At 45.8% G+C, this 21592-nt stretch carries 17 protein-coding genes and 3 pseudogenes; 10 read left to right on the top strand and 10 right to left on the bottom strand.

All coding sequences use genetic code 11. The features are described from left to right. Nucleotides 1-101: 101 nt before the first annotated feature. Together sat and cysC are read left to right on the top strand one after the other, a co-directional pair. Nucleotides 102-1271: a sulfate adenylyltransferase gene (sat, locus tag AC0DBE_RS09365; RefSeq protein ID WP_014113330.1), complete on the top strand. Its 1170-nt coding sequence runs from the start codon at nucleotides 102-104 to the stop codon at nucleotides 1269-1271. Continuing rightward, the gene (gene cysC / locus AC0DBE_RS09370; protein ID WP_014113329.1) at nucleotides 1268-1867 is read left to right on the top strand and encodes an adenylyl-sulfate kinase; all 600 of its coding nucleotides are present in this window, start codon (nucleotides 1268-1270) and stop codon (nucleotides 1865-1867) included. Before sat ends, cysC begins: the two co-directional genes overlap by 4 nt. Before the next feature lie 27 nt (nucleotides 1868-1894). On the opposite strand, the gene AC0DBE_RS09375 is transcribed toward cysC, so the two are convergent. Then, complete coding sequence (locus AC0DBE_RS09375) at nucleotides 1895-2701, bottom strand: alpha/beta fold hydrolase (RefSeq protein WP_014113328.1); 807 nt, start codon at nucleotides 2699-2701, stop codon at nucleotides 1895-1897. A gap of 205 nt (nucleotides 2702-2906) precedes the next feature. Between AC0DBE_RS09375 and AC0DBE_RS09380 the strand changes: the two genes are divergently transcribed. Continuing rightward, on the top strand, nucleotides 2907-3545 hold the full coding sequence (locus tag AC0DBE_RS09380; RefSeq protein ID WP_472961896.1) for a pentapeptide repeat-containing protein: 639 nt from the start codon (nucleotides 2907-2909) through the stop codon (nucleotides 3543-3545). 6 nt (nucleotides 3546-3551) lie between these two features. Here AC0DBE_RS09380 and pdxR read toward each other — a convergent pair whose 3' ends face one another. Continuing rightward, nucleotides 3552-5003 carry a MocR-like pyridoxine biosynthesis transcription factor PdxR gene (gene pdxR / locus AC0DBE_RS09385; protein ID WP_472961898.1) on the bottom strand — a complete coding sequence of 484 codons (1452 nt, stop codon included), beginning with the start codon at nucleotides 5001-5003 and terminating at the stop codon, nucleotides 3552-3554. Nucleotides 5004-5082: 79 nt separating this feature from the next. On the opposite strand from pdxR, the pseudogene AC0DBE_RS09390 reads away from it, so the two are divergent. Both AC0DBE_RS09390 and AC0DBE_RS09395 read left to right on the top strand, forming a co-directional pair. Then, nucleotides 5083-5732: pseudogene (locus AC0DBE_RS09390) on the top strand (LysE family transporter). A 49-nt stretch (nucleotides 5733-5781) separates the two neighbouring features. Continuing rightward, on the top strand, nucleotides 5782-6291 hold the full coding sequence (locus AC0DBE_RS09395) for a DinB family protein (RefSeq protein WP_072566070.1): 510 nt from the start codon (nucleotides 5782-5784) through the stop codon (nucleotides 6289-6291). Nucleotides 6292-6360: 69 nt separating this feature from the next. Here the strand turns inward: AC0DBE_RS09395 and iolX are convergent, their stop codons facing one another. The 3 genes from iolX to AC0DBE_RS09410 form a co-directional block, all read right to left on the bottom strand. Then, entirely contained in the window at nucleotides 6361-7389 is a 1029-nt protein-coding gene (iolX, locus tag AC0DBE_RS09400) for a scyllo-inositol 2-dehydrogenase (RefSeq protein WP_472961900.1), read from the bottom strand. A gap of 199 nt (nucleotides 7390-7588) precedes the next feature. Continuing rightward, the gene (gene degA / locus AC0DBE_RS09405) at nucleotides 7589-8611 is read right to left on the bottom strand and encodes a transcriptional regulator DegA (protein WP_014113322.1); all 1023 of its coding nucleotides are present in this window, start codon (nucleotides 8609-8611) and stop codon (nucleotides 7589-7591) included. A 17-nt stretch (nucleotides 8612-8628) separates the two neighbouring features. Then, nucleotides 8629-9492 carry an AraC family transcriptional regulator gene (locus AC0DBE_RS09410; protein ID WP_079288633.1) on the bottom strand — a complete coding sequence of 288 codons (864 nt, stop codon included), beginning with the start codon at nucleotides 9490-9492 and terminating at the stop codon, nucleotides 8629-8631. 123 nt (nucleotides 9493-9615) lie between these two features. Between AC0DBE_RS09410 and AC0DBE_RS09415 the strand changes: the two genes are divergently transcribed. Further along, the gene (locus AC0DBE_RS09415) at nucleotides 9616-10986 is read left to right on the top strand and encodes an MATE family efflux transporter (RefSeq protein ID WP_014113320.1); all 1371 of its coding nucleotides are present in this window, start codon (nucleotides 9616-9618) and stop codon (nucleotides 10984-10986) included. A 32-nt stretch (nucleotides 10987-11018) separates the two neighbouring features. Here AC0DBE_RS09415 and AC0DBE_RS09420 read toward each other — a convergent pair. Next, nucleotides 11019-11848: pseudogene (locus AC0DBE_RS09420) on the bottom strand (phytoene/squalene synthase family protein). A 539-nt stretch (nucleotides 11849-12387) separates the two neighbouring features. On the opposite strand from AC0DBE_RS09420, the gene AC0DBE_RS09425 reads away from it, so the two are divergent. Next, nucleotides 12388-12867: a DinB family protein gene (locus tag AC0DBE_RS09425; protein WP_079288635.1), complete on the top strand. Its 480-nt coding sequence runs from the start codon at nucleotides 12388-12390 to the stop codon at nucleotides 12865-12867. A gap of 207 nt (nucleotides 12868-13074) precedes the next feature. On the opposite strand, the gene asnB is transcribed toward AC0DBE_RS09425, so the two are convergent. Further along, nucleotides 13075-14919 carry an asparagine synthase (glutamine-hydrolyzing) gene (gene asnB / locus AC0DBE_RS09430; protein WP_242734505.1) on the bottom strand — a complete coding sequence of 615 codons (1845 nt, stop codon included), beginning with the start codon at nucleotides 14917-14919 and terminating at the stop codon, nucleotides 13075-13077. A gap of 169 nt (nucleotides 14920-15088) precedes the next feature. On the opposite strand from asnB, the gene AC0DBE_RS09435 reads away from it, so the two are divergent. Then, complete coding sequence (locus tag AC0DBE_RS09435; RefSeq protein WP_268392678.1) at nucleotides 15089-15646, top strand: DUF2777 domain-containing protein; 558 nt, start codon at nucleotides 15089-15091, stop codon at nucleotides 15644-15646. A 31-nt stretch (nucleotides 15647-15677) separates the two neighbouring features. Here the strand turns inward: AC0DBE_RS09435 and wprA are convergent, their stop codons facing one another. The 3 genes from wprA to AC0DBE_RS09450 all read right to left on the bottom strand — a co-directional run bounded on the left by wprA (nucleotide 15678) and on the right by AC0DBE_RS09450 (nucleotide 19904). Beyond that, a complete protein-coding gene (wprA, locus tag AC0DBE_RS09440; RefSeq protein ID WP_472961902.1) occupies nucleotides 15678-18362 on the bottom strand; it encodes a cell wall-associated protease WprA in 2685 nt (894 codons plus the stop codon). 166 nt (nucleotides 18363-18528) lie between these two features. Continuing rightward, nucleotides 18529-18885 carry a YisL family protein gene (locus AC0DBE_RS09445; RefSeq protein ID WP_014113313.1) on the bottom strand — a complete coding sequence of 119 codons (357 nt, stop codon included), beginning with the start codon at nucleotides 18883-18885 and terminating at the stop codon, nucleotides 18529-18531. Nucleotides 18886-18998: 113 nt separating this feature from the next. Then, nucleotides 18999-19904, bottom strand: coding sequence for a fumarylacetoacetate hydrolase family protein (locus AC0DBE_RS09450; protein ID WP_472961904.1), 906 nt, complete (start codon nucleotides 19902-19904; stop codon nucleotides 18999-19001). A gap of 154 nt (nucleotides 19905-20058) precedes the next feature. On the opposite strand from AC0DBE_RS09450, the gene AC0DBE_RS09455 reads away from it, so the two are divergent. After that, on the top strand, nucleotides 20059-20982 hold the full coding sequence (locus AC0DBE_RS09455; protein WP_087988048.1) for a CotH kinase family protein: 924 nt from the start codon (nucleotides 20059-20061) through the stop codon (nucleotides 20980-20982). A 143-nt stretch (nucleotides 20983-21125) separates the two neighbouring features. Beyond that, nucleotides 21126-21285 (top strand): annotated as a pseudogene (locus AC0DBE_RS09460) (aspartyl-phosphate phosphatase Spo0E family protein). Nucleotides 21286-21592 lie beyond the last annotated feature (307 nt).

Raw genomic sequence — 21592 nt, forward strand, 5'->3', positions numbered from 1 at the left:
TCATGCTATGGGCATGAAATGATGTTGAGGCGCTGCTTTGAAGATTTCAACCAGCGCAGAAAAGAAAAACAAAGGAAACGTAAAAATGGAGGTTGAACACGTTGAATGGAAGCGAGCCCCATGGAGGGGTGTTAATCAACCGCTGCGATCCCGCATGCCATTTTGAAGGGTGCACGTGCGAAGCGGAGCTGGATCAGCTTGCACTGAGCGACCTGGAGCTTATCGCGATCGGCGGCTACAGCCCGTTAACTGGTTTTTTGGGAGAAAAAGATTATCATACTGTTGTGAAAGAGATGAGGCTGGCAAACGGCTTGCCTTGGAGCCTGCCGATCACGCTGCCTGTCGGAGAAGAAACAGCAAACAAACTGTCTGCCGGAGATCGCGTCAAGCTTGTGAAAGACGGCATCACCTACGGCATGATCACAGTTACTGATATATACCAGCCTGATAAAACACAAGAAGCACTGTCTGTTTTTAAAACAAACGACCCTGCCCACCCAGGCGTGAAAAAAATGCTGGCGCGTCCGGATTACTATATCGGAGGGCCTATCACGGTCAGCCGCCTTCCCGACAAATCCTTCGAACAGTTTTACGCAGCGCCCGCAGAAACAAGAGCAGCCTTTAAAAAGCTCGGCTGGAAAACGATTGTCGGTTTTCAAACCAGGAATCCTGTTCACAGAGCACATGAATATATTCAAAAAACAGCGTTAGAAACGGTCGACGGTCTGCTGCTTCACCCGCTTGTCGGAGAAACGAAGTCCGACGATATCCCGAGTGATATCAGAATGGAGAGCTACCAGGTTTTGCTTGAACACTATTATCCAAAGGATCGTGTCATGTTGTCGGTCTTCCCTGCCGCCATGCGGTATGCAGGTCCGCGGGAAGCGATTTTCCATGCGCTCGTCCGCAAAAATTACGGCTGCACCCATTTTATTGTAGGCCGTGATCACGCGGGGGTCGGCAGCTATTACGGAACGTACGACGCGCAAAATATTTTTCAATCATTCACAGAGGAGGAACTGGGCATCAAACCGCTGTTTTTCGAGCACAGCTTTTACTGCCGGAAATGCGGAAACATGGGCACCTCGAAAACATGTCCGCACAGCCAAAGAGACCACATCCACTTATCCGGCACAAAGGTGAGAGAGCTTCTCCGCCAAGGCAAAAAACCGCCTAAAGAATTCAGCCGGCCTGAGGTCGCAAACGTTCTGATCAAGGGTCTTCAGCAACAGCCCGTTGCCATCCAGCATAACAGCGGGGGATTGGGATGACACACAACCCAAACATCATTTGGCACCCCACTGCAATCACAAAGTCTGACAGACAGTCGTTAAACGGACACAAAAGCTGCGCCCTCTGGTTTACCGGGCTGTCCGGCTCAGGAAAATCGGTGCTGGCCAATGCCGTTGACGAAAAGCTTTACCGCATGGGGATTCAGAGTTATGTGCTCGACGGCGATAATATCCGTCACGGCTTAAACAAAGATCTTGGTTTTCAGACTGAAGACAGGATTGAAAACATCCGCCGAATTGGAGAAGTAGCGAAGCTGTTTGTCGACAGCGGGCAAATGATTTTAACGGCTTTTATTTCTCCATTCAGAGAGGACCGGGATATGGTCAGAGCGCTCTTTCCTGAAGAGGAATTCTTCGAAATTTATGTGAAGTGTCCGCTGCATGTCTGTGAACAGCGCGATCCGAAAGGACTTTATAAAAAAGCGCGAAACGGAGAAATCAAACATTTCACCGGGATCGATTCTCCGTATGAAGCGCCGCGTTCACCTGATTTCATCATTGAATCAGACCAGATATCTATTTCCGCCGGGGCTGATTTGATCATTACAGAACTGCAAAGCAAAGGAATCATATAAAAAACCCGATCAATATCGGGTTTTTTTTTATAATTTGGCAAACTGCGCAATCAAACTGTTGATCTTCTCTTTTTCTTCATAAAAGGCTCCGTGCCCGCTATTTACAAACGGAACCAATTCCGACTGTTTGATGCCGCGCTTCAATTCTTTCGCAAAATCAAACGGCGCAATTTTATCCTTTCTCCCGTGCAGGATCAGCGCCGGAACCTTGATTAAGGCAAGATCCTTTCTGAGATCCTCGTCTCTTAATGCAAAGCCTGAGTGGATCGTCCCGTAGGAGGAAGCCTCCAGCATCAGATTGAGAAACCACTGCCTGAACTCTGGAGACACTTTTTTCTCAAAAAACTGTTTTCCTAAATCAGCCAGTGTTTTTGGCCGATCCGTTTCGAATTGTTCAATCATATCGTCAATATCCTGCTTCCTCATCCCGTACGGATAACCCGGGCGTTTTGTGAATGCGGGTGCCGCTGCAGACAATAAAATCAGCTTACCAATATCTGCTCCGTCATGCCTTGCCAAATAACGGATGGCAATTGCGCCGCCCATCGAAAAACCGGCAAGAACCGCGTTCTCAAGCTGCAGCGTATAAATGACTGCCTTCACATCATCGGCCATTGTATCATAATCGTACCCTTCCCACGGGCGGTCAGATTGCCCATATCCCCGTAAATCAATGCCGATAAAACGAAATCCTCTTTTCGGAAGCTCATTCATTTGATATTCAAACATCTTATGATTCAACGGCCACCCGTGCAAAAAGATGATCGGCCTACCATGCCCGATATCCTCTACAAACAGTGTCACATGCTCCTCGGTTTTGACGTAATGCCCCATTCCTCATTCCTCCTGTTCCCTTTTCTTTCCCGGCCTGTAAACGCCTTGACGCACAGGAAGCTTTCCATTTATGCTTACAAAACGAGCGGGCTGCTGTACCAAGAAAAGGCTCTTCACGATTTACTATATGTATCAACTTCCATAACGATCTATTAAATTGATCCCGGAGGCCTCTGGTTTTTCGGGCAGCAAAGGATGTCATCTCATGAATAAAGTAGTGATTCAAAAACCGCACATACCGGAAAACCTGCAAATCGCAGATTTTCATGAAACCGTGACACAGGATGATGTGGTCAGCATGCATTTGTTTGCAGATTGTACAATCTGCGGCGAAGATATAGAAAGACTTTGTGTGGAAAACACGATATTCAGAAATGTCGTGTTTATCGATGTGTCTTTCCGGCATATTGAACTGACCGATGTGATCTTTGAAAAATGTGATTTGTCAAACGCCGATTTCAGCGGGGCTGTCATTCACAGAACTTCCGTTAAGCAATCAAAAATGGTTGGAATGAATGTGGCAGAATCAACGCTGCGGAATGTCTCATTCGAGGAGTGCCACGGACATTTCAGTTCATTTTCGTACTCAAATATGAAACAAGTTCGTTTTGATCACTGTGCTCTTATGCAAAGTGAGTGCAGCAATATGGCGCTTCAGCAGACACACTTTGACGGGTGCGAACTGGAAGGCGCCAGCTTTACCGGCACGTCCCTTCAAAACATGGACATCAGCACCTGCCGTTTTGAACAGCTTCATGTCTCCCTCGACAAATTGAAAGGCTGCAAAATCGCGCCTGAGCATGCGATTGCTTTCGCCAGAGCGCTGGGAGCTGTCATTGTGTAACAAACGTTAGGACATCAGGCGGCGGGCTGTATCGGCTGCCGCTTTAATGCCTGTTTCCAAATCCGCAAGAGATGCATAGGAATATGACAGCCTGATGCTGTTTCGGTCTTCGCCGTCATAAATGGAACCGGGATTCACCAGCACCTGCTGTTTCAGCAATTCATGAAAAAAACGGCTGATAGGCAAGGTTTTGTGAAATGTCACCCAAATATAAAAGCCGCCGGCAGGAATCTGCCACGTCGCGATGTCTCCGGCATACCGCTTGAGAAAATGAACTGCCGTGTCTCTTCTTTGTTTTAGTGCCCTTCGTATCCATGTCAGATGCTCTTCATAATACCCCTGTGACAGCCATTCGGCAGCCGCCCACTGGGACAGGCCGCTCGATCCGTAGTCTGTCTGCATTTTAATGTCCGCCAGCCTTTCAATGACCGGCTCCGGTCCGGCAAGCCAGCCGATTCGAAGACCGGGGCTAACCGTTTTTGAAAAAGTGCCCAGATACAGAATATTGCCCTCATGGTCCATTGCTTTTAAAGGCTGCGGCGGTTTTTCTTCAAACCATAAATCACCGTACGCATCATCCTCAATGATTGGCAGCTGCTCTTTTTTTGACAGGCCGGTGAGCTCTTTCCTTCGCTGCTTTGACATGACAGTGCCTGTCGGATTATGAAACGACGGAATGGTGTAAAGCAGCTGTCCTCCGTATTGTTTTCGATAAGAAGAAACAAGCCCCGCCTTGATTCCTTCTTCATCCATCGGCAAGCCGCGAAGCCGCATCCCCGCTGATTGAAACACATGCAAAGATTGAAGGTAGGAGGGCTTTTCCGTCAAAATAACAGAACCTCGTTTTAAAAGCCCGATCGAGATGAGCTGAAGTGCCTGAAGTGCGCCAGACACAATTAATATCGATGACGGTGATACATGGATCTGCTTGCCTTTTAAATGGTCCGCCACCGCCTCCCGCAGCTTAGGATTTCCTTTCGGCTGCTCGTATCCTAAAGACAGGGCGTGCGGATTGATCTGCTGAAACATCCGGCGCATTGTGTCAACTGGAAGCAGATTCGGTGAAAGTTCTCCTGTGCCTAATCTGATGATATCCGCTCTTGGTTCGTTTTGATTAATATCCTGAATGATAGAAGAATTAGGGTGATGAATGCCTGAACGGACGAAATCGCTCCAATCGAGCGGAGGCTCAGCCGCCAGCACGCTCCACGTACTGTTTACAACCTTCGTGCCGCCTCCTCTTCTCCCCTCTAACAGACCTTGAGACGTGAGTTCATCAATGGCTGTTGTCACGGTGCTGCGGTTGACTTGAAACATGTCGGCCAGCGTTCTCTGTGAAGGGATTTTCGTCCCCACAGCCCACTCTCCGTGAAGAATTTTGTCCTTCATGTATTGTTCAATCTGCCGATGCAGCGGAATATTCGAATCTCGGCTTGGCTGCCATTGCGACATAGTCATGCCCCCTTTTTTCACATTATACATTTGGCTGGTTCTAAACCCAACCAAATGGCCGGAGACATGATAGAAAATCTCTCTTATGATTAAAAAAACAGATGTGAAGGGAGTTTTTTCAGCATGAATGCAATCATTCACGGAGTTGTGCTTGCTTTTGGCTTAATTTTGCCGCTGGGAGCGCAGAATGTGTTTATTTTTCAGCAAGGTGCGTGGCAAAGGCATATTTGGCGGGCACTCCCAGCCATCATCAGCGCTTCTGTCTGCGATACTCTGTTAATTGTTTTAGCTGTTGCAGGCGTATCTGTCATCGTGCAGCAGCTACCTGTGTTTGAGACAGTCATGATGGCCGGCGGATTTTTGTTTCTCCTCTATATGGGCTGGGTGACTTGGAACAGCCGTCCGAAAGCAAATCAAAATGAGAAAAATACGTTCACAGCTAAAAAGCAAGCTGCGTTTGCGGCCGCCTTTTCTCTTTTAAACCCACACGCTATTCTCGACACGATCGGCGTCATCGGCACGAGCTCCCTCCAATATTCTGGGCTTGAGAAATGGCTCTTTATGGCTGCCTGCATCGCTGTTTCTTGGATTTGGTTTATCAGTCTTGCGATAGCGGGCCGGCTGTTTCAGACGATAGATACGAGCGGCAGGCTTATGCTGATCGTAAACAAATGCTCTGCAGTTGTGATGTGGGCAGCAGCAGGGTATTTCGGGATATCGCTTTTCAGCAATTGAAGGAATAACGAATGAAACAGCGAATGTCTTAGAAAAGGAGGCAATGCTGATGACTGATGCAAAACAGTTTTATGACTACCATTCCTGGGCGAACAAGCGAATATGTAACCATATCGAAAACCTGCCCGAGGAAACTGCTTATCAAGAAGTAAAGAGCGTATTTCCTTCTATCAGCGACGTGCTGCTTCATATGTGCAGGGCTGACTACATTTGGCTGAACGTTCTTTCGGGAGTGGCCTACCAAGAGATTATAGTCGGCGCAGGCAAATTTGAGTCCGTGCATGGTAATATGGAAGCGATAAAACAGCACTCTTCCGAGTTGGAGTCACAGTATCATGAATTCTTCAGCCGCCAGACGGACTTAGAACAGACCGTATCAATGCAGCATCCGAAACTCGGGACACTGGAAACAACTTATGCAGACATCATCCTGCATGTCGTCAATCACGGCACTTATCACAGAGGGAACGTGACCGCAATGCTGAGGCAGCTTGGCCATACAGGTGTACCTACTGATTATGTGTACTATTTATATGAAAAGAGAGAAAGCAAGGGCTGAACTGTCCTTGCTTTTTTGATAGGAACGAGTTGCGGGAGTGCGGAAGCCGCAGGCGTATCATGATAACGTTTACAAACTAGTGTGCGCACCCTCCACATCCAGCTGTACGGGCCTGCCGCTTCGATACGAATTGGTCGCGGCGATGCCAACTTCTAAATTGATCGTCGCATCGATATCTGTCACGATCGGTGTTGTTCCATTCCGGACACACTCAACAAAATGCTGCAGCTCTAAGCAGTAGGCTTCATGAAAACGAGTTTGAAAGTCTGGGATAATATCATAGCTGCTCCCTTTCGCTGTCAGGATGGTCACATGTTGATTTCTCAAAGTCCCTATGAAAATACTGCCCTCAGTCCCGATAACTTCCGCCCGGATGTCATGTCCGTATGGAGAGGTTCTGCTTGCCTCGACATCCCCCGCTGCGCCGGAGTCAAATTCTAAATACGTCAGCGCCTGATCCACATCGCCATACTGCTCCATAAACGGGTTGTTCAGGATCCTGCCGTGTCCCGAAACAGAAGTAATCTCCGTTCCTAGCAAATAACGGGCCATATCATAGTCATGGATAGAGCAGTCAATAAAAATCCCTCCGCTGTGTTTGATAAACTCTGCGGGAGGCGCTCCCTGGTCGCGCGTAAAGCCTTTATAGTAGATGGGTTTGCCGATTTCCCCAGCGTCGATCCGCCGTTTGGCATCTGCGTATGCGGGATCGAATCGTCTCATAAAGCCGACTTGGCAAATGACTCCCGTCTCTTTCACTTTTTCAGAAACTGCCTTTGATTCCTCAAGGCTTAATGTCAGCGGTTTTTCAACGAAGATCTGCTTGCCGTTCTCCGCTGCTTTGATGATCATATCACCATGTGTACTTGTCGGCGTTACGATAATGACAGCGTCAATGCCGGGATCTTCTAACATCTCATACGGGTTCTCTGACCATTTTTCGATACCGAATTCTCTGGCAACCTGCTCCGCTCTCCCTTTCAACGGATCACCGACACTGACCAGTTTTGCCCCCGGAACACTGGAGACGAGATTTTTCGCATGATAATAACCGAGCCTTCCTAATCCTAATACTGCGCACCTTATTTGATGTTTCACGTCCCATCCTCTCCTTTATGTCATTTTAGGATCGCCTCGAGAAAGCGCTTTCTCCTAACAGCTAAAAAAACAGCGGTTCAATCCGCTTTAACATATTGCGCAAGCGCTTTCTCAAAAGATGGTTTCATTTTACACTGCCTGTTGTTTACACGCAATATGTTTTTTAGCTTCAACTGTCAAAATGAAAAGAGCCCGCTTATTAGCGGGCTCTTGGTTTGAGGGGTGATGTAGAATGTCTGACCACGAGCTCAGGCGGCAGCACGATTTTTTGTTTTGTCTTTCGTTTTCCTTCGATTGCTTCTGCCAGCAGTTCGATGACACTTCGCCCCATATCTTTAATCGGCTGGCCCACGGTGGTCAGGGGCGGGGCAGCCAATTCTGCAAGTATCGTGTTATCAAAACCGATGATGGAAAGGTCATCCGGCACTTTTATGCCTCTCATTCTCGCAGCTTGTATGGCGGCGCAAGCCAATACGTCGTTGAAAGCAAAAATAGCCGTTGGAGCGTTCCTGTCCAGCAATTTTCCCGCTTCTTCCTTACCGCTTTCCAAAGAAAATCGCGTCGGAACGATCAGCGATTCATCGACAGGCACGCCCGCTTCCTCCATCGCCTGACGGAAGCCTTTGATTCTGTTTTTTTCACCCGTCGTTGACCCGTCTCCCACAATGCAAGCGATGTTCGTATGGCCGAGTGACAGAAGATGCTTGGCAGCCTCGTACCCGCCACGAACGTCATCCACCACGATAATATCCATCGGAAGCAGCGGCTTATCCTGAGAAATCATGGCGAGCGGAATTTGTTCGCTGGCGATTTCCTCCAAAGCAGACATGCTGTCATGATTCTCAATCCCTGTCGCAAAAATAATCCCGTCCACTTTTTTCTGCTTCAGCACCGAAAAATATTTTGTTTCTTTTTTCGGATTGTAATCAGTACTGCAAATCATCATTTGAAAACCGAGCTCATCCGCCCTTTCCTCAATGCTTTTGGCAAGTTCGCCGTAAAACGGATTTGAAATATCAGGCGCCACAAGTGCAATCATATTCGTTCGTTTTCCTGTTAACGCCGCGGCGTGGACATTGGGCGTGTACGCCATTTCCTTCATGACATTCATCACCTTCTGCCGCGTTTTCTCGCTGATTCTGCCCGTCTTGTTAATCACACGCGACACAGTTGTGATCGAGACTCCCGCCGCCCTTGCCACATCGTAAATTGTTGTTTTCATGTTCATCCCTCGTCTGGTTATTGAACTTTCCGGCTGACAATTTTCCGGTATTCAATTGGTGAAATGCCTTCTATCTGCTTAAAGAGTTTTGAAAAGTATGTCGGGTCTTCCATTCCGACCGTTTCCGCAATGACGCCCATTTTATCATTTGTAGAGGATAAAAGGCGCTTTGCTTCCGTCATTCTCACCCGGTTCGTGTATTGTGCCGGCGTAACGCCTAGCACCTGCTGCATGCAGCGGCTCACATAATCCTGATGATAGTGAAGGGCGAGCGAGAGATCCTTGATTGTCGTCTTTTCCTTATAATGTTCCTGTAAGTACCGGGCCGCCTCCCAGGCAACCCGCTCTTTCGCAGACGGAATTTGAAACGCCTCTTTTTGAAGATGCAACATCAACTCCTCAAATAAAATTTGCTTTCTAAGCGGCAAATCGGAGTTTTCCGCGGAGTAATCGATCAGCCTTTCAAACTGCTGCGCCATAAACTGCGGACGCTGCACCTTTCCTTTTCTCGGCAAAGCCAGTCCGTAGCGGGCCGGCTCCTCGAAACTTCCTTTTTCCTGCTGAAGCTCAGACCAATTGCTGCCTCCTTTTGCCGTAAATTCATATTGATGTTCATCGAAGTGAAGCCAGTAATAGGAGGTTGCTTCATCACAGCCCTTCGTCCCGTAATGTTCAAGACCGGGGGAAAGCAAGATGTACTCGCCGCCTTCAACAGAGAATGATGTTTCATTTTCCGTTATATATAACGTTCCCTGTTTGACGTATATCAGATCAAACACGGAGAATACACGTTTCACATGGGTTTCTCCCCTTTTAAAAATCCCTTCTCCAGCTGCGATAAATACCGGAAAAGGCGGTACTGTAAACAGGATGCGGGGCATTTTGATCATCCTCCTTTTTAAGTCGGATTTTTGCAAGAAGTATCGTTTCTCTCCCTTTTTATTATAAGGAAATGGAGGTACACTTTAAAACGTTGATTTTATTTACGAAAGGGGTTAGACACAATGAAACAAGCTGTCTTCAAATCAACTGCTTTGAAAAAACCCGCTGCTGACAAAACGTTCTCATTATTTTCGCTTACTTGGCCGATCTTTATTGAGGTCTCATTATATATGTTTATGGGTAATGCCGATACACTGATGCTCAGCCAATACTCAGATAACAGCGTGGCAGCAGTCGGCGTCAGCAACCAGATTTTGAATTTAATTATCGTGATGTTCAGCTTTATCGCCACAGGAACGACCGTTATCATTTCACAATTTTTAGGGTCACGGCAAAAGAAAGAAGCCATGGAAGTCGCTTATGTGTCAATCGGCGCCAACTTCTTCATCAGCCTTGCCATCAGCGCCATCGTCTTTTTCGCGGCTGCCCCTCTGCTTCATATGATGGGATTAACAAGCGACCTGATGCCTGATGCAAAAGTCTTTTTACAAGTTGTCGGAGGTCTGTCCTTTATTCAGGCTTTAATCATGACATTCAGCGCGATCTTAAAAAGCTACGGCTACACAAAGGATACAATGTTTGTCACAATCGGCATGAACGTATTAAACATTGCCGGAAACTTTGTTGTGATTTTCGGTCTGTTCGGTTTTCCTGTTCTCGGCGTTGCCGGTGTGGCCATGTCTACATCTATCGCCCGCGTCATCGGATTAATCGCGATGATTGTCATTGTCAACAAACGCATCCAGCTGAAAATGTCGCTGAAAAAAGTCTTTCATATGCATAAAGAGCATTTGCGCAAGCTGCTGAAAATCGGCATCCCTTCTGCGGGAGAACAGCTTTCATACAACCTGTCGCAAATGATTGTCACGTATTTTATCGCCATCATGGGCGCGCAGGCTTTGACAACAAAAGTGTATACGCAAAATATTACGATGTTTATTTTGCTGTTCGGCACTGCGATCAGCCAGGGCACGCAAATTTTAATCGGACGCTATATCGGTGGCAAACAGTTTGATGCCGCGTATGAGCGCTGCATGAAGAGCCTATATTGGGCACTCGGAATTGCTGCGGCTACATCGGTTTTGATGACGATTTTTTCAAAAGACCTGATCGGCATCTTTACACAAAGCCCTGACATTATTGCGACTGCGAGCCTTTTGATTGCCATGACGATTATCCTTGAACCGGGCCGCTCGTTTAATGTCATTATCATTAACTCCCTGCGTGCCGCGGGAGATGCAAAATTCCCGGTTTACATGGCAATGATTTCAATGTGGGGCATCGGTCTCCCGCTTGCTTATCTATTCGGCATCCACCTCGGTTTCGGCCTTGCCGGCATTTGGATTTCCTTTATCGCGGATGAATGGGTCCGGGGAATCTTAATGTATAGAAGATGGCGCTCACGTATCTGGATTCAAAAAGGTATGGCGTAACACCTGGCACAAACAAGGCCGGGTGTTTTTTTTTAGATGTCAGACAGAATCTGCTTCACTTCGTTCTCTGTGAGACCGTATTGATGTTGAAATACATCGTGCTGCTTCGCCCGGATTTTTTCTAAAACAGCCCGGTACAAATGAAGAGCGGCTTTCACCGTTTTTTGAGAATACTGCGGAAATAGCGGCAAGGCATCCTGACTCTCCTCAAGGTAGGCTTCCGCTTCAAAAGCGATATACTCCCACGTCATTGTGAATGCCTTATTCACGACACCCTTCTGAAGGTCGTCCTCTGTATATCCAAATTGCTGCATCACCTGCCGGGGGATGCGGCTTTTTTGCTGTTGGCCAGTGCCGATATCTCTCAGAAGCCGAATCAGCTGAATCGCTAAACCGAGAGATCCGGCTGCATGTGTAAGCTGTTCTCGATGCCGGCGCGCTATGACCGGGAGCAGCATCAATCCGGCCGCACCTCCCGTTTGGTATGCGTGCATAAGCAGTTCATCAAGGCTTTCGTACGGTGTATCTTCCGCTTTCTGTGCGGCAATGAACTCACGGAATGGCTCGCTGTCCAATGTAAAGGTCTGATACGCATGGCTGAAAGCCTTCCATAAAAAATGATTCCCGTTATATGTCCCGGAAAAAACATGTTCCGCCTCAGCTTCAATGGCAGATAACGCGTGCTCATCCGCATTGGCTGCCGTCTGGCAAAATGCCATGACCGCCCAAGCAGCCTGTCTTTGCTTCAGCGGAAGAAACGAGAATGCTTTGTAACAGGCTGGTTCACGGGCGCTGACGATCTCCCCGCACTGCTGATAGGCTTCTTTTATCTCTTTCATTTCTTTTCACTCCTATGTATCACTGCTTCTTCAAGTCTATTATGTTTTTTCCCAATTGTATATGAAGAAAAGGCCGATTCCTGCTTTGTAGAAGATAAGTGAGTGTATGTTTTTATGATGACAGCTAAACCTATCTTTAATGTCACACAAAAATTTTAAATTAGTACATCACTTATATTAGAGGTGTACTTTTTTTTTTATTCGACCTCTTAAATGACCTCATTCACCACAACAACAAGAATTAAAAATGTGGAAAAACATGTTTTTTCAATCAAACAATCACTTCTATTCCCGGAACGTATACTCCTTTTAAACTATTAAACCTTGGATACGTTAAAGCAAGATACCTAGCTCGTATAGAAATAGTGGCATAGAGGTTGGAGAATTATTAAACCTGAACAGGATAATCAACGAAGGAATCTTTCTTATTTTTAATAACAAACAACAGATAGTGATAAATTTAAATAAATCTCTATCGAGGCACGTTACTTCAATAAAAGGAGGAATTTAGAGGAAAAAGGCTAATTGTTATTTGATGTATCATATTATTGGAGTGATTTGAGTGATAAAATTTTTTGAGTATAACTGGCAGGTTAGGGATCAATGGTTTACTTGGTGTAATCAACTAACCACTGAAGAGTTACTTAAAAACCATCTTGGTGGAGTAGGAAGTATTTTAAATACCCTTTTTCATATTATTGACGTGGAATATAGTTGGGTTCGTGCTATCCAAGGGAAAGAAGATATAGTTGTTCAGTTCGCTGATTATCATACACTAGATAAGGTTAAATCGCTTTCAAATACATTCCGAACTGAAATTATTGACTTTTTAGAAACAAATGTAGATGAAATAAAAGATGAATTTGTAAGCGTTCCTTGGGATAAAGAAGTTTTATATACGAGAGACGAAATATTACACCATATCATAGCTCACGAAATTCACCATATTGGTCAACTTTCTATATGGGCTAGGGAATTAAAATTAAGCCCAATATCAGCTAATTTTATTGGCAGAAAATTAAAATCTATCCATTCTTATTGAAGTAAGGGGGGCTTTATTGTAACAACAAGTCCGATATTGTTGTTGTAGTAAATGAAGTCATTTGTAGTACAAAAAAGGATAGATAGAGCATTTTTCTCTGCTCACCTATCCTTTTTTTGTTTTAGTCTATAAAAGTGTGACATTTCATTGGGAATCTTCTAGATAATAGTAACCTTTAATAAAATTTGTGCAGAATCGGCTTTTTCTTTAACCCTCATCAATATCAATGCGGTACGCTTCAAACCATGTATGAATTTGGGCAAGGTGGGCGATCAGCTGAGGCCCCTTCATGAGCTGCCCGAACCACGGAACCTGAAAGGAAGAGCCTTCTGTCTCTAAAAGCTGATCCAATTGTTTTCTGTCCAGCAGAGTATGAAGCACCGAGTCCTTTTGGCTTCTGATCGTTTTCAGCCATTCGCTGACGCCTTTTGTATATTCCGGATGGTGTGTTTTCGGATACGGGCTTTTTTTGCGATACAGAATGTCATCAGGCAAAATGCCCTCGAGCGCTTTACGCAAAATGCCTTTTTCCCGGTTGTCATGCATTTTCATTTCCCATGGGATATTCCAAACATATTCCACGAGCCGGTGATCGGCGAACGGCACCCGCACTTCAAGGCTCGCACCCATGCTCATGCGATCCTTCCGATCCAAAAGGTTCGTCATAAACCAAAGCATATTTAAATAGAACAGCTGTCTTCTTGCTTTGTCCACACCCGTTTCTCCGTCTAATAATGGCGTTTCCGCCAAGGTTTCTTCGTATTTGGCATTTACGTATTCTTTGAGATTCAATTTTTTCTGCCATGAATCAGAAAGCAGTTTGATCCGCTCTTCTGTCGACCTCATCCATGGGAAGCCCGACTCAACGTCTGCCATATGGAACCACGGGTACCCGCCGAAAATCTCATCCGCGCACTCTCCCGACAGGCTGACGACAAAGTCCTTTTTGATTTCCCGGCAAAACCACAGCAGAGACGAGTCGACATCAGCCATTCCCGGCAAGTCTTTGACCAGCACGGCTTCCTCCAAATGATCGACGAGATTCTTTTGGCTGATGACACATTTGTGATGTGTTGTGCCGAAGGCCTCTGTCATTTTTTCAATCCAAGGCCCGTCGTCATTCGGCTGAAAAGCGCTCGCTTGAAAAAATTTATCGTTCCCTTCGTAATCAATCGAATAAGTATGAAGTGGTGCTTTTCCTCCCTTTTCAAAATGGCCTGCTGCAATCGCTGTAATGGCGCTTGAGTCCAGTCCGCCTGATAGGAACGTACAAACCGGCACATCCGACACAAGCTGTCGCGTCACCGCATCCTGAAACAACGATCTGACATTGGCAACCGTGTCATCAAAACTGTCCGTATGTTTTTCGCTTTCAACATTCCAATAACGCCAAATATTCAGCCCGTCTTTAGAAAACGTCAGCGCGTGAGCCGGCCGGACTTCTTTTATGCCTTTAAATACACCAGTTCCCGGAGTTCTGGACGGTCCAAGCCCGAAAATTTCAGAAAGTCCTGTTCTGTCCACTTGCGCTTTTATATCAGGGTGTGCGAGGATCGCTTTTATTTCGGACCCGAAGAGAAAAGAAGATCCTTGCTTTGTGTAAAAAAACGGCTTCACACCGAGACGGTCTCTCGCGGCATACAGCAGATCGCGCTTTTCATCCCACACAGCAAAAGCGAATATGCCATTGAGATGGTCTACACAGTCTTCCTTCCATTCAATATAGCTGTGCAGCAGCACCTCGGTATCTGATGTCCGCTCGAACTGATGGCCCCGCGCCCGCAATTCTTTGCGCAGATCCTCCGTGTTATACAGCTCACCATTGTAAATAATGGTGTACGTATCCCCTTTATAAGTGCATGCCATCGGCTGGCGTCCGCCTTCAATATCCACAACCGCAAGCCTTTTATGTCCGAATAAAACATGGTGCTCTCCCCAAACGTTAGAATCATCAGGCCCCCGTTTGGAAAGAGTGTCTGTCATTCTGTTGATCGTTTGTTTTTCCTGGACGAGCTGCTTTTTAAAATCGACCCAACCCGTAATTCCACACATGTGATATCAGCTCCAATCCCGTTTCTTTCGTAACAATTTCGTTTCTTTCAGCACCTTAGTAAGTTTATGCATCTATAGGCAGATAGTTGATTTGTCCACAAAAGAGTTGTATGGGACAGGCTTGAATTGGAAAGAAAGGAGAGGAAAGAAGAAAAAGGAGACAGCATGCATGAAACGGAAACAATTATTATATAAAGAGGAAAGAAAATGGGAATACGGCACCATCCTTATCGAAGATGGCATCTGTTTAATCGAAAACGGGGAAGGCGATATACTGCTGGCAGACAGTCTTCATCACAGCCCAATTTGGATCCATCATAAAGGAAAATGGGAGCAGGCCGGCTTCCAGGATAAATTGATTCTGGCATGCGGTGAAGAAAACATCTCCCTTTCAGGCGGAGAACGCATCCGCTATGAAAAGTCAGTCAAGCGGCCGCTTATGGCGCTTTTGGATTCGCTAGATGACGAAACCTTTCTCGCATTTTTACAGCACTTGCACAGCTTTGGCTTATCGGTATTCGATTGCGTCTTTTCTTATAATAAAGGAGTCTTTTCGAATACATCGGAGGAGCAGGGTGTTTCTTTCTATCACTTTTCAAACGACACCGCCCAATGCGCGATGCAGCATCACTACAGCAGCGAAGGGACAGGAGACCGGTTCGAATGGACGGCTTCAAATGGAAAGCGATCCATTATGTATTCAGCAGTCCAGCGGGGGCGCAAATAAAAAAAGCGGTGCAGTGAGCACCGCTTTTAGATTACTTTTCAACAACAACTTTTACATCCTTGCTTTCTTTTTTGTCTGTGTCAGCAGCCGTGACGTACAGTACCGTTCCGGCTTTTTGTTTTTTGATTTTCACCGTGAACGTTCCTTTCGCGTCAGCTTTGGCAGAAGCAATGACTTTCTTTGATTTGTTTTTCACTCTGATCATTGCCTTGCTGTTCGCCTTTCCTTTCACTGCCGTATCCTTCGTTTTTACTGCATTTACTTTCGGTGTGCCGGAAGGTTTCCCTTTGACGACGACAACTTTATACGATGTTTTTGCATCACCTTTTGTCGCTTTCACATACAGTACTTGATCTTGTTTTTGAGTCGGGATATTGACCTTGAACGCACCGTCTTTTCCGGCTTTGGCGCTGCCGAGTTTTTTCTTGCCGTTCATGACCTCGATAAGCGTGCCTTCCTTCACGCTTCCTCTGACGGCTGTTTGTGTGCTTTCAAGCTTGTTGACTTTGAGCTGTATATCAACTGCGCTGACAGCCTTCATGACATTCAGCCGCCCGTAGCCAGAGTGCCAGTCTACTCCAGGCGTCTTTGGAATGTCAATCGGATCGCCATTATCGTCATACATTTCTTCTTCCTCGCCATCCACGCTTTCAAAGGAAATATCATCTGCCGTCTTTTTCAAAATATCCTCTGCCTCTGTTCTTTTCAGCTTAGGGTTTTGAGCGAACAGCAATCCTGCAGCAGCGGCAGCATATGGCGTCGCCATAGATGTTCCGCTCATGTACGTGACATTTCCGTTCGGCACTAAGCTCGGGATATCAGACCCTGGAGCAGAGATATCCAGACCTTTTCCATAGTTAGAGAAATCAGCAGTCATATCCATGCGGTTCGTTGCCCCGACTGACATCACATATTTAGAAGAAGCAGGATAAGATAAGGAATTGGCTCCGTCATTCCCGCTGGCTGCGGCAATCAAGACATTTTTGTCAGCTGCGTATTTCAAAGCAAATTCAAGTACGCGGCTGTAGCCTCCGCCCAAACTTAAATTAATTACCTTGGCTCCTTTGTCAGCAGCATATTTGATGCCGAGGGCAATTTGTTCAGTATCTCCGTAGCCTGTGGAATCAAGCACTTTTACCGGGATAATTTTCGCTTTGGCATTCAATCCAGTCATAGAATAACCGTTATCGCTTTGAGCTGCAATAATCCCTGCGACGTGTGTCCCATGCCCCTGATCATCCATTGCGTTGTTATTCCGTCCCACAAAATTACGCCCGAGATCGGTTCTTACTTTTCCTTTTAAATCGGCAAGCGTGCTGTCCACACCTGTGTCTACTACTGCAATCAATGTATCGTTCAGCTTGCGTTTAGACAGCAATGTGCTGGCAGGCTCGTATTTCACATCGGCATTTTTGACACCGCCATTTTCACCGTTGTTTTTAAGCGGCCATTGGTAAGGGTATTGAATATCGTTCGAAAGGCTTTTGTATTCCTGCACAGGTTCCGCAAACTCTACGTTAGACATCTTGGATAATGTCGCAGCAGCGCTTTTGACCCGTTTTGCGCTTGCCGTATATGTGCCGTTCTGTTTCTCGTCTTTCGGAAGCTCAAATGAATAAAGATTGTCAAACAGTTTCTTTGCCTTTTTCACATTGGAAATGTCTTTTTTCGATTGCGCACTTGCAGAAAAGCCCTTCATTTCATTATGTACGGATGAGAGGCTTTTATTGTTCTTCACCTTGAAAATGACCTTTGTTGTCTGAACTTCACTTTTTGCCGCAATACTGTTTTCTGTTAAAATAGCTCCTGCTGTTTTGCCTTGCAGCTGCTTGATATTGAATCGTTCCGCCTGTTTCTTTATCTCCTCTTTAAGGAAAGACGGGACTGATTGTAAAGCTGTATCATACAGCCGGTTGATTGCTTTTTGATCTTTTTCAGTTATCTTATATGAAGAAGACGCACCGTTTTCTGACACATCATCAAACAACGGCTTTAATGTCACAAGATCTTGATAGATTTCATTTCTCGCAGTTTTATTGAGTGCGAGCTTTGCCACGATAAACGGTGCCGCTTTGTAGTAAAGGCTAGTCAGCTCTTTGCCTTCTGCTGTTTGGCTCAGCTGCTCATCACGAATCGCTCTCAGCTTGTCTAGGATGCTTTTTCCCGATTTTTTCTGATCGACACTCATTTCCACCGGACAAGCTTCTTCCTGTTCTAAATCTGACGGCTGCTTATTCGTGCCTTTATACCCAATCGAATACTTGGCTTCCGCAGCTGCTTCGGCCGTTCCGCCGTCCTCTGGTTCTTCTTCTCCGAGGTATTCAACTTTTACATAGTAAGGGCCGCTCCACGCGTATGGAAAAATGATTTCGCTTTTTCCATCCTCCGCCGTATAAGAACGGTACATCTCAAACGTTTCATCTTTAAGCGCTTTTTCCATACTTGGATATACAGATACATTCAGTACTGAATCACTCTTTACGGTCAAGGCCATATGTGAGTTTTTCTGAATATCCGCTTTTCCCGGAGTCACTTTGTACCATTTCACCTGTTCCGGTTCCTTCATGGTTCCTGTCTGTTCTTTGCCGTTTTCCAGAGCCGCCGCCTGATCGATCGCACCAGCCGCTGCCGCTTTGGTTCCCGGAGAAAAAAGGCTGAAGATCAGTGCAAAAATGAGCACTGCCGCCACAAACGAGCTAAATTTTCTGCGTTTCATGATATCCCTCCTGCAAAATAATGAATCTTCTTGAAGGTATCATAATTTCATAGGACGAGATACCGCTTACAGGGAATTTTAAGGTTATTTTAAATGATTTGGAATATAAGGGAGGAAATACCTAAAAACCCGACTCCATCTTAGGGCCGGGTTCATGCTCTTTTTATTAAAACAATTGAAAACCGATTGGCAAATGCAGACCGAGCAGCACTGTCAGCACGAGGACAATGATGAAGCCGATCCATAGGCCTCCGGTTGACTTTTCTTTTTTCTTGCGGATGAGAAGCATTTCCATCAGGCCGATGGTGATAATGCCAAGAATCATTTTGCCGGCGTATTCTCCGTTCCAGTTGGCGAAACGGACAAACAGCTCAGCTCCTGTCAAAATAATAAGGATATAGAATAACCGCAGAATCATATGAGTGATTTTTGCGCCTTTCGCACTTCTTGACGAATACAGCGAGTAGCTGACGAAAAGCAGAATCAGCGCTACCACCCATGTCGTAATATGTAGGTGTGTCATACAGGTTCCCCCTATCAGATAAATTACCCCACTTATAGTACCATGAACTTGTCCTCTGCCACAAAGATGAGTCTCAGAAAAAACGGGCGGGTTCGAGTCCGCCCCTGTTTGATTCAGCCGATTTGGTTTGACAGCGTTCCGATCGGGTCAATCGTAATGTCGATTTTGTCACCTGGCCGTAAGAATTTTGGCGGCTTAAATCCCTTTCCGACTCCAGACGGCGTACCGGTGGCAATGATGTCTCCCGCTTCAAGCGTCATCCCCTTTGAGAGGGTTTCAATTAATTCCGGAATGGAAAAGATCATATCGCTCGTCGAACCGGATTGGCGCAGCTCGCCGTTGACTCTTGTTTCAACCCTGAGGCGCTCAGGCTCCTGAATCGATGATTTATGTACAAGCACGGGTCCCATCGGACATGTCGTATCCAGGCTTTTTCCGATAAAAAACTGCTTATGCTTTTTTTGCAGATCACGCGCCGTGATATCATTCACAATCGTATATCCGAAAATATGGTCATAGGCATCTCCTTTTGAAATGCGAGTGCCGCTTTTTCCGATGACGACAGCAAGCTCTCCTTCATAATCAAGCTGAGAGGTGACCTCTTCATGGCTGTTAACGATATCACCATGACCTGTAACCGTTACCGGCGATTTTGTAAATACCATCGGATGCTCCGGAATGTCAGCTTCGCTTCCCATTTCAATCGCGTGGTCCCTGTAGTTTTTGCCGATGCAGATGATATTTTTTGACGGCTTAGGAATGGGTGCATGAAGCTTCACCTCAGATAATGAATACATAAATGATCCCAGCTCATCATTCGGTTTCTTTGCCCACTCGGCCAGCTGCCTTGCATGTGCAACAAATTTATCCCCTTCTGCGATACATTCAATCAGCGATCCCGGAATCGTCTCAAGTTCAAACAGTTTTTTTTCAGCCTTTTGCAAGTCCATAATTTTCTCATCATCAATGATCAGGCCGACAAACATTCGGTTGTAAAGTTCCCCTGTCGCAAATTTCATGTTATTCCTCCATCATCTTTTAAATCAGAATGCTCCTTCATGTATTCTCTGTCGAATGCTGAAATCCCTTTTTCTCATATCCGTTTTCATTTCGTTTCAGGACGGGCTTGCTGCACATATCATACAAATGTCGTTTTGAGGAGGAGGAAAGAATATGGAGAGCGTACATTTATTTTTTCATCGGCAGCAGCTGAATCGTAAAGGTACTGCCAAAGGGCTTCTGGTGACAAACCGATCAGTTTCTCCCATTCTTCTCACACAGCGTGACAAGGCGGAAAAGGTATCCTATGAAATCAGCTGGGAAAAGTCTCTGTTTGGTGAAAGCACACTTTTTTTGAATGCGGAACAGGATGATCCGTCCCTGATGCGTCGCAGGCTCGCTTATTGTTTTTTTAACCAGATCGGCGTCCCTGCTCCCGCTGCCTCGTACAGCTTTCTGACCATCAATGGCGAGCCAGAAGGGATTTATTTGAGCATCAAGAACCATCAGCTAGCCGATAGAACAAGTTACCGAATGAAGACAGCCGATCCGAGGGTTCCGCTGTCCGTTTTTAAACATGAATCTTCCCCGTTCTTACACGAATTTCTGACGCTGATCCGCACAGCTGAAGATGACGAATTGGCTGAACGCATTAAAATGTATCTGGATGTCAAACTGTTTTTTTTGTGGCTGATCGGCAGCGCCTGCACCAATCAAGGCTTTTATTACACATTTTGTTTAAACGAATCCGGCCGGCTTCACGTTTCTCCGATAGAGACCAGACCGCTTGCCGCACGCGGAAGATCTGACGAAGACCCTCTGCTGACAAAAGGTCGGACGCTTTCGTCAAGGCTTCTTGCCATTCCCGCCTTCCGGTCTCAATATCACACGTTAATGAAAAACGTGCTGAACCGGTCGTTTACCATTGAACGATTGTCTCCTTTCATCAGCGAATGGCATCTTGACATTTGTCAAAAAGCTTATGATGATCCTTTCATAAAAAAAAGCCCCTTGCAATTCGAAAAGGAGCAGACAAACATACTTAGAGAAATTGAGGAGCGGCAGGACTTTATGCAAGTACACTTAGCAAGACTATAGTCCTTTCTTCCATTAAAAAGGCCGCAGCAAAAATTGTCGCTTTTTTAGTCAAATTGACGAAAGGCAACCTTTTCAGTAAAAATGGGTTATACTAACGATATCCTGTGTTTATCAAAATAAATTCTAGAATTGGAGATAGTGTAATGAACAGCAAAATTGAAGAAATGAGAGTCACACTAATTGAAACAGCACAAAAATACGGCATGAATTCCAAGGAAACGATTCAATGCAGCCAAAAGCTGGATAGCCTGCTGAACACCCGAATTAAAGAAGAGGGGATATCCCGAAAACTCCCGTATGTAAATCATTATCTATAACAATTTGAATACACCACATGTAACTCCGCTTTTTGCTCAGCACTTCTGGGATATACCTTGGGGCGAGAATATGCCCGCCCAAAAATCGGATTCCGCAGCACGACATACTCCAAAAAGCATTTCTTCACGCAAAAACACCAAAAGAGACTGAAACAAAAATCACGCAGGCGGATAGCGGCACCCCTCGCCGCATTTCCGCTCAATTGATACAATACCCGCTTTTGAAATGTTTAAACATAACGGCCGAAAAATGTGATCGCTTACATTCAAAGCCGATATGCCCCATTTTAAAT

This window comes from Bacillus sp. VA15 (assembly GCF_055721145.1).

What these genes read in the sequence shown, in the direction of transcription:
- cysC (WP_014113329.1), top strand. Translation starts at nt 1,268, where the DNA reads ATGACACACAACCCAAACATCATTTGGCACCCCACTGCAATCACAAAG.
- AC0DBE_RS09375 (WP_014113328.1), bottom strand. Translation starts at nt 2,701, where the DNA reads ATGGGGCATTACGTCAAAACCGAGGAGCATGTGACACTGTTTGTAGAG.
- AC0DBE_RS09380 (WP_472961896.1), top strand. Translation starts at nt 2,907, where the DNA reads ATGAATAAAGTAGTGATTCAAAAACCGCACATACCGGAAAACCTGCAA.
- pdxR (WP_472961898.1), bottom strand. Translation starts at nt 5,003, where the DNA reads ATGACTATGTCGCAATGGCAGCCAAGCCGAGATTCGAATATTCCGCTG.
- AC0DBE_RS09395 (WP_072566070.1), top strand. Translation starts at nt 5,782, where the DNA reads ATGACTGATGCAAAACAGTTTTATGACTACCATTCCTGGGCGAACAAG.
- degA (WP_014113322.1), bottom strand. Translation starts at nt 8,611, where the DNA reads ATGAAAACAACAATTTACGATGTGGCAAGGGCGGCGGGAGTCTCGATC.
- AC0DBE_RS09410 (WP_079288633.1), bottom strand. Translation starts at nt 9,492, where the DNA reads ATGCCCCGCATCCTGTTTACAGTACCGCCTTTTCCGGTATTTATCGCA.
- AC0DBE_RS09415 (WP_014113320.1), top strand. Translation starts at nt 9,616, where the DNA reads ATGAAACAAGCTGTCTTCAAATCAACTGCTTTGAAAAAACCCGCTGCT.
- asnB (WP_242734505.1), bottom strand. Translation starts at nt 14,919, where the DNA reads ATGTGTGGAATTACGGGTTGGGTCGATTTTAAAAAGCAGCTCGTCCAG.
- AC0DBE_RS09435 (WP_268392678.1), top strand. Translation starts at nt 15,089, where the DNA reads ATGAAACGGAAACAATTATTATATAAAGAGGAAAGAAAATGGGAATAC.
- wprA (WP_472961902.1), bottom strand. Translation starts at nt 18,362, where the DNA reads ATGAAACGCAGAAAATTTAGCTCGTTTGTGGCGGCAGTGCTCATTTTT.
- AC0DBE_RS09445 (WP_014113313.1), bottom strand. Translation starts at nt 18,885, where the DNA reads ATGACACACCTACATATTACGACATGGGTGGTAGCGCTGATTCTGCTT.
- AC0DBE_RS09450 (WP_472961904.1), bottom strand. Translation starts at nt 19,904, where the DNA reads ATGAAATTTGCGACAGGGGAACTTTACAACCGAATGTTTGTCGGCCTG.
- AC0DBE_RS09455 (WP_087988048.1), top strand. Translation starts at nt 20,059, where the DNA reads ATGGAGAGCGTACATTTATTTTTTCATCGGCAGCAGCTGAATCGTAAA.